Source organism: Paenibacillus agaridevorans (genome assembly GCF_018604145.1).
Classification (GTDB): Bacteria; Bacillota; Bacilli; order Paenibacillales; family Paenibacillaceae; genus Pristimantibacillus; species Pristimantibacillus agaridevorans.
The window spans coordinates 1,221,634-1,233,738 of the sequence record NZ_CP075889.1; the positions used below are offsets into that span (position 1 = coordinate 1,221,634).

Genomic DNA, 12,105 nt, shown 5'->3' on the forward strand with positions numbered 1-12,105 from the left:
GGAGGCGGTATTCGCGTGGGAATCAAGTCCAGACGTATATATTTGGCGTATCTGCTAATTGCGAGTTTAATCGTAAGCCTGTTGCCGACAGCTCAGATTGTTCAAGCCGCGGAAGGCGAACGCGTAAATGTAGCTTTAGGCAAAACGGTAACTTCCTCCAGCAGCTATGAAAATTCGGGAGAAGGCTGGACAAGGAGTAATTTAGTAGACGGGGCCAAAAGCGGCCCCCGTCTTCCAGGCGCGATGGAAAACGGTTTCACGACATTGCCGACGCAAACCCAGGCTTCCGAAAGCAATCCGGCGTGGGTTCAGATCGACCTTGGCATGGCGTATCCGATCGGCGAGATTGCTTTGTGGCCGAGGAATGACAATGGCACGGTGAACATCGGGGCCGGCTTCCCGATCGATTTTAAGCTGAAAATATCCGCGGACAATACGATATGGACTACGGTTGCCGAGGAAACCGGATTTGAGCTGCCTACGACCGTAACGCCGCATACGGCAACGGTGCCGATGCTGGAGGGGCGTTACGTCCGACTGGAAGCCACCAAGCTGCGCCCGGACGATCGGGGAGCCTTGACCCTGCAGTTCAGGGAGATAGAAGTGTTGCGGGCTTCCCTCAACATTAGCGACGAGGATGCGGTGAACAACGATTACGGCCGACTGTTTCCGGAAGGTTTGAACGAGTTGTACGCCAGCTTGCCGTTACCGGCAATGGGGCTGTATGAATCGAACATCACTTGGCAGAGCACCGAACCGTCCGTCATCTCCCCTGCCGGCAAAGTTCAGCGTCCGGCCGCGGGCGGGCCGGATGTGCCGGTGACACTGACGGCGACAGTCCACAAGGGAAGCGTGCAGCGCGAAAAGGTGTTTGACGTTATCGTCAAAGCGCATAGGGAGCGTATAGAAAGCGGCGAGGATCAATTCCAGATCGGCATCTTCTGGCCGCCGACCTGGGAGCATACCAATCTGGAGCAATACCAGGCGATCAGAGACGCGCACGTAGACGTGGTGCAGAACGTATTGGGCTCCGGCCTCGATACCGAAGAGAAAAATATGAAGATTCTGGAACTCGCCGAAAAAACGGATCTGAAGGTTAATGTAGCGGATCCCAGAATTCGGGGAACGGATGCGGATATCGCGCAGGTCGTGGCCACGTACAAGGATTATTGGGGTGCGGGCGGTTATTACATTCGGGATGAACCCGGCATGGGAGAGCTGGCTCGCGAGGCGCATATATACCGCGAAGTGCTCAAGCATGACGATCAAAAAAATCCTTATGTGAATCTGCTGCCCAATATTTATGGCGGAACGTACGAAAAGGATTATGTACGCGCCTGGATGGAAGCCGTCGGTAAAGACGACGCGGGTCAATCGAATTTGCGTTATCTCATGTACGATCATTATCCGTTCCGTACCAATTCCTTCGACAACAGCTATTACGATACGATGAACCTCTATCGTCAGGTGGGATTGGATTATGGGGTCAAAACGGGAGCATACCTGCAGTCGATTGGATTCGGCAGCAGCGCGCAAAGCTTGAACAATCGCAGGCCAAATAGCCGCGAGCTGGCGTTTAGCGCATACTCCTATCTGGCGTATGGCTTCAAATACGTCACATGGTTCACGTATTGGACGCCAAGCGAGCGTTCCGAGTTTTTTACAAATGCTATTATCGATCCTGCCGGCAACAAAACGGATCTGTACGATCCCTTCCAACGAATCAACGGCCAAATGAGCCAATTGGGCAAAACGTTGATCAAGCTGGACGCCCATGAGGTGTATCATTCCGGCGCGACGATGCCTACGGGCAGCACGAAGTCCGTACCGTCCGATTTCCTGTTGCGTCCCGTACAATCGAACGACGAATTGATCGTATCCTATATGAAGCACAAGGAAACGGGACAATCGTACGTGATGGTGGTCAACAAAGCGTTTGGCAGCACGCAGAGCCAGACGTTTACCCTGCAGGCGGATGATCGCGTGTTGTCCGTTCAGGAAATATCGCGAGAAACGGGCACGTTGGCGGCGACCAACTTTGATGCTGCCACAGGGCGCATGACAACGACTCTGCCTCCGGGCGAAGGTAGACTGTTCGCCCTGCAAGGCGATTTCCCGAGCTATACGGGACCGCAGACGCCAACCGTTTTACCGGCGCCCGCAGAGCCTCAGCATCCCGATCTCAATTTGGCGCTGAACAAAAGCGTCGACGTTTCCAGCGATATCGGCAATTGGGGCTGGGCCAAAAACTATGCAGTAGACGGCGTTCGCGGTGTAAATGACGGCAGCAACGGATGGAGCAGCTACCCGTCCAAGACCGTCCCGACTTCGCCGGCTTGGTTCAAAGTGGATCTGGGAGCGGCTTATCCCGTTAAACGTATTGTGCTCTGGCCAAGAAATGACGGAGCCTCCGCCGGCTTCGGCATTCCGGAGCAGATCGAAGTCAAAACGTCGATGGACGGCGTGGTCTGGAATAGCGCATTGATACGCAGCGGGATCGCTCGTCCAACGGTTGACCAAACGGTGGAGCTGGTGTTGCCTGTTGCCGAATTGGCGAAATACGTTCGGGTAGAAACAAGCTCGATGAGACCGGACAACAATGCAGAATATGCGTTCCAGTTTTCGGAGCTTGAGATTTACCAGGGGGAAGCGGCCTCGCTGCTGGAAGTCCGCGCAGATGCGGAAAACCTGCTGGTCGGTCAGACGACGCAAATCCAGGCAGGACTATGGCAGGAAGATGGGTCCTTGCTGCCCGTGCCGCAGCCTGACTTAACGACTAGCGATGATCAAGTTATTGAAATCGAAGGGACGACCGTGACAGCCTTGGCGCCGGGAACGGCTACGATCCATGTATCGTCAGGCGCCGAGTCCAAGGACATTGTGATTGAAGTGCGCGCCTTGCCCGAACCATGGGTATACGACTTTGCAGGGGCGGCGAGCGGAGAGATCATTCCCGATCAGCAAGGGCTGACGGCAGGCGTTGCCGCGAAAGGGATTGCTGCAGGAAGCAACGATTATGCTTTCGTTTATCAGCCAGTTAGCGGACATCAGCAGCAACTGTCCGTTGATATAACCGAGCACGCGATTCCAGCAAACGGACAGAGCGGCCGGGCGGGCTTGCTGATTCGCGCGGCGGGAGACACAGATACGGCCGCCCATGTCTCGCTCGCGATATCGCCTGAGGGCAGAATGGAATTGCAAGCGCGCGATCTGAACGGGCAAATGCTCAGCGCAGTGCAGGGCAATTATGCGCCTTTGCCGGTCTCGCTGAAATTGGTGCAGAACGGAGAGACGTTTACCGGATTTTACGGCCATAGCGGGCAGTGGTATCCGATAGCCGGCAAGGAGCAGCAATCCCGCATTGTTTTGTCGGGCGTCAGTCCGGCAGGCTGGGAAGCGGGTCTGGTCTCTTATTCCGGCGTCGCGAACCGCCGCAATCATGTGGCGTTTGCCGACCTCCAGCTTATTGCCAATAATCAAGCGCATGCGGCTGCAGCAGCTTTGGAAGTCGATGGCTTGTCCGCCATTGTCGCCAATATTACGCTGCCTACAGCAGGGCCGTTAGGCAGTACGGTGTCCTGGTCGAGCGGCAATGAGGAATATTTGCTGGGCAGCGGCGAGGTATTGAAAAGGCCTTCCGCGGGAACCGGCAACGTCCTAATTCCGCTGGTAGCGACCGTGCAAGTCGGCCAGGATGCCGCCGAGAGGACGTTTACGGCGGTATTGATGGCGGACCGGCCGGAATCGGCCGAAAGGAAAAACCTGGCTAGATCCAAGACGGTAACGGTATCGAGCGAATATGCGCAGGACGGCTGGGGCAAAGAAAAAGCCGTGGACGGGCTGACGATTGGCCAAGCGGGCGCGTTGGGATTTACGACGCTTCCAACCCCGAATGCTGCCGGAACGGGTTCCATCATGGTCGATCTGGGCTCGTTGTTTACCGTCGACCAAGTGGTGTTGTGGCCGCGCAACGATTCGGGTCTGAACAAGGGAGTTGGTTTTCCGGTCGACTTTGCTATCAGCGTATCCACGGATAAAGCGAACTGGACAACGGTTCATGACAAACAAAGCTTTACCAATCCCGCCAGCGGATCGGCGCAAAAGTTCGATGTAGGTCCGTTGCAGGATATTCGTTATGTGAGGGTCGAAGGAAACAAGCTGCATCAGGACAATAATGGAAGCTATGCGATGCAGCTTGCCGAGATCGAAGTATTCGGGCATACGCCGGCGAGTCAGGACAACGATTACGATCCCGTGTTCCGTTACCTGAATTATCGCGAGGACTTTGAAATGTCGGAGCTCGGAGATAAATGGACCGTAGAAGATGCTGCCGACAGCTCGATCGTGGACGACGATTTTCGTTTGAAGAACGGAATGGCCTACTATTCGGGCCGTACGTTCGATGATTTTAAATATACGACCGAAGTGACGATCGATAGCGGCAGCGATACAAGCTTGATTTTCCGCGCGCAAGATGCCAACAACTTCTATCAGACGAATGTGAGCACGGACGGCTGGAACAATGGCCAGATCCGATTATACAAAAACGTCAACGGCAACTACACTCCGATTGGCGAGCCCGTAGCCTTTACGGCGCAAGTCGGCGTCAAGATGAATATGACGTTGGTGGCGGAAGGGGATCAGCTGCGGTTCTCGGTCGACGATGGCGATGGGCCATTAACGATTACGGCAAAAGACGCGACGTTCTCCAGCGGCTATGTCGGCATCAAAGCCTTTAACTCCGACATTAAGGCGGAATACGTGAAAGTGTACGAGAAGGAGGCCTTGCCGGATCGAGACAAAGAAAATATTCAGATCGGCGTGTTCTGGCCGCCAACCAAAGATTTTGTCAATGAAGAGCAATACGATTACTTGCAGCAAGCGCATGTGGATTTGATCCTTAATGTCAATTCGGGCGACTTGCTGGATATCGAAACGAACAAGGAAATGCTTCGTCTTGCCGCGGCAAGAGATATGAGGGTGCAGGTATCCGACACTCGCTTCGCGCCATCGACTGCCGGATTTACGGATAAGCTCGTACAGGAAATTGTACGAGACTATGACGGCAGGCCGGGCTTGTACGGCTATTATGTCAAAGATGAGCCAACGGATGCGGAAATGACGGATTTTGCGGCCGTCTATCAGAAATTCCTGAAATACGATCCCGATGCCGTACCATATGTGAGCTTGGCCGGCGGGGCTAATGCAAACCACTGGGTAAGCACGGTTGGCGCGGATCAGCTTAAGTATTTAAATTATGCGGATTATCCTTTTTATGGGCCTTCCGGTTACAGAGCGGTATATTTCCCCGTGCTGGACAATTTCCGTAAGGTAGGCGAGGCAAACGACGTGCCGGTATCCCGGTTCCTGCAATCGATCGGGTGGAACGTCGGACAGCCGAACGAATATCGCAAGCCGACCGAAAACGACATGCGTCTGGATGCTTTCGCGACGCTAGCTTACGACTACAAGGCGATGCATTGGTTTACCTGGTGGACGCCTACGGGCCGTAGCGAAAGCTTTTTCGAAGCCATCATCGATGCGGAGGGCAAAAAAACGGAGGCTTACGGCTGGATCCAAAAGATTAATGCCGAAGTGAAGGCTATCGGCCGGACGCTGATCAATCTGAAGGCCAAAGAAATTTATCACAATGGCACCATTCCGGCAAATGCCAGCAGGGTTCCGGCGGACTTTATCTGGAAGCCGACCAAGTCGACGGATGATGTGCTGCTCACATTGTTTGCTGATGAGCGAAACGGCAGATCGTATATGATGGTCGTCAACAAGTCGCTAACGAATAGCGGCAGCTTTACCTTTGATATTAATGCGGATGTTTCGAACGTGCTGGAGGTATCCAAACAAAGCGGTCTGGAGGTAGCCGCCAATTATGATGCCGCAGCCGGACAATTGACGACTGAACTGGAGCCGGGTGAAGGAAGATTGTTTGCATTCCCGGCCGATTTCAAGATGTACTCGCCGTTTTTCGTCGAGCTGGAGGAAGCGGGAGCGAACGGTGAGCTTATCCGGGCAAGCTGGAAATCACCGGAAGACCCTGCCGGCAACGGCGTAGATTCCTACCGCGTCATCATTGCGCAGGACAAGGAGCTTCAGCATGTAGTGCACGAAGAAGTCATTACAGGCATGGATTATGTATTGCCAAAAGAGACATTTAAACATTACCACGTGCAAGTGCTGGCGCAATTGCCGAACGGACGGGAGCTGGCCAGCCAAAGCGGCATTTTGCCGGCCGTGGCGCGCGAGTCCAAAAACCGCGTCTATACGGAAGATTTTGCGGACGGCACGACAACAGGCTGGAGCAATCCGGAAGGCGCGATGAGCGTGGAAAATGGCGAGCTTAAGCTGGCTGCCCCATCCGGCAACGGCATCGCGTATTACAACGAAACTCTGACGGATTTTATCTATGAAAGTACCGCAACGATCAAAAGCGGTTCGGACACCAGCATGTTGTTCCGATTGCAAGATACAAACAATTTCTATCAAACGAATATTAGTACGCATCATACTGCGGCTAAGATCAGCCTGTACAAAAAAGTAAACGGAAATTTCGTGAGGATAGGTACTGAGCTGCCTTATCAAGTGACGATGAATCAACCTGTCAAACAAACCTTGATCGTCAAGGGCAACCAAATTACGTTTTCCCTTGATGACGGCAAACAAGTACGAACGGTTACGGCTACGGACAATACGTTCAGCCAGGGCCGCGTCGGCGTAAGGGTGTTCCACTCAACCGCCGCATTCGATAACATTACGATCGATGTCATGCCGAAGGGTGAAGCGGAAGCGCAATTGGCCGCTAATGCCTTGGTACTCACGGCGATTAATGCCGTGGAGAATGATCTGATTTTGCCGACAACGGGATTGCATGACTCCGAGATCGGTTGGGCGAGCTCTAACCCGGCTATTGTCGGACATGACGGTACGCTGATTGCCAGACCGAGCAAGGAAACCGGCGATGTTACGGTTGTGTTGACCGCGACGGTGACCAAGGAAGAGGGTAGCACGAGCAAGTCCTTTGCCGTTACGGTCAAAGCGCAAACGTCAAGCGGAGGTCCAGGCGACGGTTCGGGCCATGTATGGATTAATCCCGATATCGCGTTTGTGAAACAAGCCAAGGATGCATTGGACTTGGGTAGTACGTCATCCGTTATATCGGATCTGAAGTTGCCGACAGCCGGTCTCAACGGAACGACAATTGCCTGGAAGAGCTCCAATACCCACTATATTGGAGATAACGGACGGTTGGTTGCGAGGCCTGCAGCCGGCGAGGCGGACGTGACGGTCAGCATGACCGCAACGATCAGTAAAGGCATCGTCAAGGAGACCAAAACGTTTACCATCATCGTCAAAGCGGAAGAACCATTGCCAAGCGAAGAGGGGGAAGAGGAGCAGCCGCCACTCCCGTCCAACTTGTCGGATATTGCGGGACACTGGGCAGAGGATTTGGTAAAGAAAGCTGTCGCGAAAGGGATCGTGTTGGGCTTCGAGGATGACACGTTCAGACCCAATGCCATTGTCACGCGCGCAGAATTGGCGGTTATGTTAAGCAGAGCGTTGAAATTGAACGTAACAGAGTCAGGCGAAGAAACCCTATTCGCAGACGACGCGAAAATTCCGCAATGGGCTCGCGGATCTATTCGGGCATTAGTGGAATTGGGATTGCTTCAAGGTTATTCCGACGGAAGATTCGGGGCCGAGGACGGAGCCAGTCGCGTTCAGGTCGCGAACTTGATTGTTCGTGCCTTGCAGCTCAAAGTGGATCCGAATGCACAACCGGAATTCGCGGATGCCGATCAGATTCCGCAATGGGGCAGAGCGCATGTGGCTGTCGGCGTGCAGGCCGGATTGTTCCAGGGCAAAGGGAACCATACATTCGATCCTATGGCGCCAACCACAAGAGCGGAAGCCGTCAAATTCATAATGACGATGCTGGAGCATTCCGACAATGACACAGAGGTTGAATAAGTAAAATCAAAGGGATATCCCCTGAGCACGAGCTCGTGACAGGGGGTATCCCTTTTTCACATGCAGCCTATAAAGGTGAAAATCTAACAGACATCAGCGACGCTATTTGTCCGTTTATTGACTTCTAGCGAATCTAACGGACATGAAAAACACTAAATGGTCGTAATGGAGCCAATTGGCGTGCAGATGAGGCATATAATGTCGTATATGAGGCTGTCTATTCACTGTAGATAAGAACGAGTTGCGTGCTGGAATGGGGAAATTTTGTGCTGGAGGGAGCCGCTGAGTGGGATGATCGGAGGGCTGGGGAGTCGGATTCTACTTAGTAACTAATGGCATTTCGACGTCGAATAAACCCAGGTCTTTGAGGAAATAGCTTCCTCAACGTGAGTTTCAAATTAACGACCATGGCAGCCAAGTAACCTTTAAGCTGCAACGCTTTTCGGCTTTTCGTTAAGGGTCTCTCTAAACCACAGTCATTCTTCAATTCTTGGTTCTTTCGTTCAACCAGCATGCGCTGTTTGCGATCTAATTTGCCGCTAATCGTAGCGTTGTAATCCTTGGCAGCCTCGTACACTTCATAATAGTCACTGTGAAATACCCGGCGCTCTGCTTTTCCTGTTGTACATGCCGAGCGTAAGGGGCAACTTTCACAGTCTGTCTTTTCAAAATAGTATTGCCAACCGCTGCTTTGAGGAATATGACGCTTTTTTACGGTATCCTTTTCGTTCGGACAAGTGTAGCAGTCCTTTTCCTTGTCATAGCTAAATCGGGTGAGGTCGTATCCCTTTGAGGGGTTACTTCCCAGGATGACAGGGGCTACTACAGGGATGCCAATAGTGGCAAGCATAGTGCGCTGCAACCCGTGGCCGTAGGCGGTGTCACCTAACATGGCGCGTGGCGAAATTTCGAAAAAGCTTTGTACTTCTTTGGCCATTGCGTACATAGCTTCTCTGTCATGTTCATTCGCAGGTACGGCGTTCACATTCAGCACAACGGAGCTGGTCCCACACAAATTTTGTAGTTTGTAGCCACATGTGACGGTGGATGTATTCTTTCTCCCGACTCGAGCGTGCGGGTCAACAGCGCTCATAAGACGATCCTTTGCTCTTTCATGGCTCGGGATTTTTTCAAACACAATCTCTTGTTCGGTTTGGTTCCGCGCAGAGTCAATCGGGTCGCCATCAGTCGGCGGTACAGGTCGGCTGTTCTGCTCTAAAATGTCCTGCAAAATGCGTTGCAAATGCTGAGAAGTCTCGCGCTCTTTTTCCGTGAGTTCTTTTTGCAACAAAGCAGACACATCCTCGAGTTGAAACCATTGAAGCAAACCATAAGCTTGTGCCACCAACTTGCTGAAAGCGAGCATGTGACCAGCAGTAGATGGTTGTACGGAGGTGCGAGCGTAGAGTCCATCGGTCTCAACCGAAGCGAGTGCGAGTTGGTATATCGCACGATGGCTACGTTTTAAATGTTGAAGGACCCGGATCATAGCATGTTGAATCAAGCGATAGGTGCGCGGCTTCGAGAGTGCGGGATTTGAGGCAAACGAGTCGATGATCCATTTCTCCGAGTGATCGCCCCAAAGGCCATGGCTGTACATTTGGGCAAGAATGTAGAAGTGGCAGGCTTTAAACATGGCGGTTCCCATACGTGAGCGGTCCAAGCCAATCGTACTGTGATCAAACCCAAAGAAGTCGACGGGCAAGCCTAAGAAACGCTTGATGAACAAGTCGCTAATTATGCGCTCTTCCACCTGGCGGTCGGAAAGACCGTAGTATATCTGAATAAGATGGACTTTAAGCTTCAGTGAAGGCGCATACGGGTGCTGTCCGCGCCCCGAGTAGAGCACGGAGCACAGTGAATCTGCAAAAGAAAAGTCTATCTTCTTCTCTAAGTGACTCCAAAAAGGATGCTCAGGAAGCTTGGAGTATACCATCATATCTGCAAAAGACATTTGATCGAACTCTTTGTAACGCACACGTCTATTCAACACAGCACAAACCCCCGGCCCAAGTATATCTTCCATTATACCTGGGTTCAGGGGAGATGGACTATGGAAGATCAGTTATTCACAATGAATCGACAGCCTCTATATGTCCCTTAGATATTAGAAATTTCACAAAATTGAAGATTAGCGTCATTTGTGTCCGTTGTGCGCCTAGCCAAGCTGGGCATAACTAGCTGATGAAAGTTCAGCCGGGGTAAAGGCCAAGCTGCCCCGTAGCTAGTAGGCAGGTCATGGAGAAATTCATGGGTTGAAGCCCTACGAAAAGCATGAAAAAAAAATCATGCGAAGCAAGCCCTCAGGCCGTAACATCCGAGTGAATCCTGCCGCATCGTCAAAAGGAACCCGCAAGGGACAAGAGGGAGCCGAGCCTTGAGCGGACGGGCGAAGGCCATGGAACGTGCACAGAACTTGGAGCAGCACGGAAGAACCCTCCGGTGTATGGGGATCGGCATGTGGAGACAGTTATGTTCGGAACTAGGGAGACCCTCCCCCACACGGCAGCAAGGGGCCGTAACGAGCAAACCTATAAGCCTTGAAAGGTGAAGTGGCTAGCGGTGGGAAGGGAGTCGGAGGGGGCCGTAGTACCGAGGAAGCAAGGACAACATAACCTTGTGGAGGGAAGGGCGTCGAAAGACAATACCCCACTTCGTTCATGGGAACCAAGGAGGTAAGAGTGAGTGAATGCCGCAAAGGCTAACAACGCCAAAGAAAAAGCTCGAGAACTTCAAAGAACCCTCTACCTTGCAGCTAAGGAAAAGCCAGGACGGCGGTTCCATGCTCTGTATGACAAGATCAGTCGCGAGGACATCATGACCTATGCGTGGATGCGAGTAAAGGCCAATAAAGGGAGTGCCGGGGTCGACAAAATCACGATCCAGTCGATCAACGAAGACTATGGCGAGAAGCGGTTTATCGCGGAGACATGCGGTCAACTGAGAAACGGTACCTATCGACCAACGCCGGTACGCCGAGTAGATATTCCAAAAGATGATGGAAAGACAAGACCACTCGGCATTCCGACGGTGAGAGACCGACTGGTACAGATGGCGACAAAGCTCGTACTGGAAGGCATCTTCGAGGCCGACTTCAAAGACTTCTCCTATGGGTTTCGTCCGAAACGCAGCGCGCACGATGCGCTGCAAAAGATCCTGACAACGGCGAACGAGGGGAGAGTATATTGGGTCGTGGATGTCGACATTCGGGGCTACTTTGACAACATCTCACATGAGAAGCTGATGGCACTCGTCGAACAACGAGTCAACGACCGGAAAGTACTGAAACTTCTCCGCGGATGGCTGACGGCAGGCGTGATGAAAGAAGGCGAGTTCTATGCTTCGGACATCGGAAGCCCGCAAGGAGGCGTCATTTCTCCGCTATTGGCTAACATTTACTTGAACTACCTGGACACGATCTGGGAGAGGAACTACACGCAGCTCGGAACGCTGGTCCGTTACGCTGACGATCTGGTCATCCTATGTCATCGAAAAGCAGAAGCGCTGGAAGCGATACAGGTATTGAAAGCTGTATTCGCAAAACTGGAGCTGAGCATGAATACGGAGAAAAGCAAGCTGGTGAATGTGTGGGAGGACGATCAAGGCTTCGACTTTCTCGGCCATCATTTTCGTCGACTGCCGGTCATGCGCAAAGGGGGAAAAGTGGCACGAATTCTCCGGTGCTTCCCGTCGCAGAAAGCGATGAAGAAGATGAAGACGAAAGTAAAGGCATGCACGTCGTCGCGAACGCTACTGAAGCAAATGACCAGCGAGATCATCGCAGTACTCAACCCGAAAATAGTGGGGTGGAGAAACTATTATGCCAAAGCGGACAAAGGCCTAGCCAATGGCTTTTTGGCCAAGATCGACTGGTATATCCGTAAGAGGCTGATGATCTTCTGCCGGAAGAAGTTTAAAAGGTGGAGGCTGCGTCAATCCGGATTCTTCAAGATGCTAAAGGAAGCAGGGTTACAATCCGTCACAACCTGGAAGAGTACGTACTGCGCAAGGTGAAGAACGTCGGAAAGCCGTATGCGGGAAAACCGCACGTACGGTTTGATGAGGAGGGGCTGGTAGTCCCAGCCCTTTACTCTACAGGGGATAAGTTTCCGAGCGTGCCTT

Annotated in this window: 3 protein-coding genes; 2 read left to right on the forward strand and 1 reads right to left on the reverse strand. The window is 52.5% G+C overall.

Annotated features, from left to right (window positions below):
* The first annotated feature begins 15 nt into the window (after positions 1 to 15).
* Positions 16 to 7,983 (forward strand): immunoglobulin-like domain-containing protein, encoded by a 7,968-nt coding sequence (locus tag KJW29_RS04775; protein WP_214628946.1) that lies wholly within the window; start codon positions 16 to 18, stop codon positions 7,981 to 7,983.
* A 322-nt stretch (positions 7,984 to 8,305) separates the two neighbouring features.
* Here the strand turns inward: KJW29_RS04775 and KJW29_RS04780 are convergent, their stop codons facing one another.
* Complete coding sequence (locus KJW29_RS04780; RefSeq protein ID WP_246608572.1) at positions 8,306 to 9,976, reverse strand: transposase; 1,671 nt, start codon at positions 9,974 to 9,976, stop codon at positions 8,306 to 8,308.
* Positions 9,977 to 10,668: 692 nt separating this feature from the next.
* Here KJW29_RS04780 and ltrA point away from each other — a divergent pair.
* Complete coding sequence (gene ltrA / locus KJW29_RS04785; RefSeq protein WP_214625909.1) at positions 10,669 to 11,997, forward strand: group II intron reverse transcriptase/maturase; 1,329 nt, start codon at positions 10,669 to 10,671, stop codon at positions 11,995 to 11,997.
* The last annotated feature ends 108 nt before the right edge of the window (positions 11,998 to 12,105 follow it).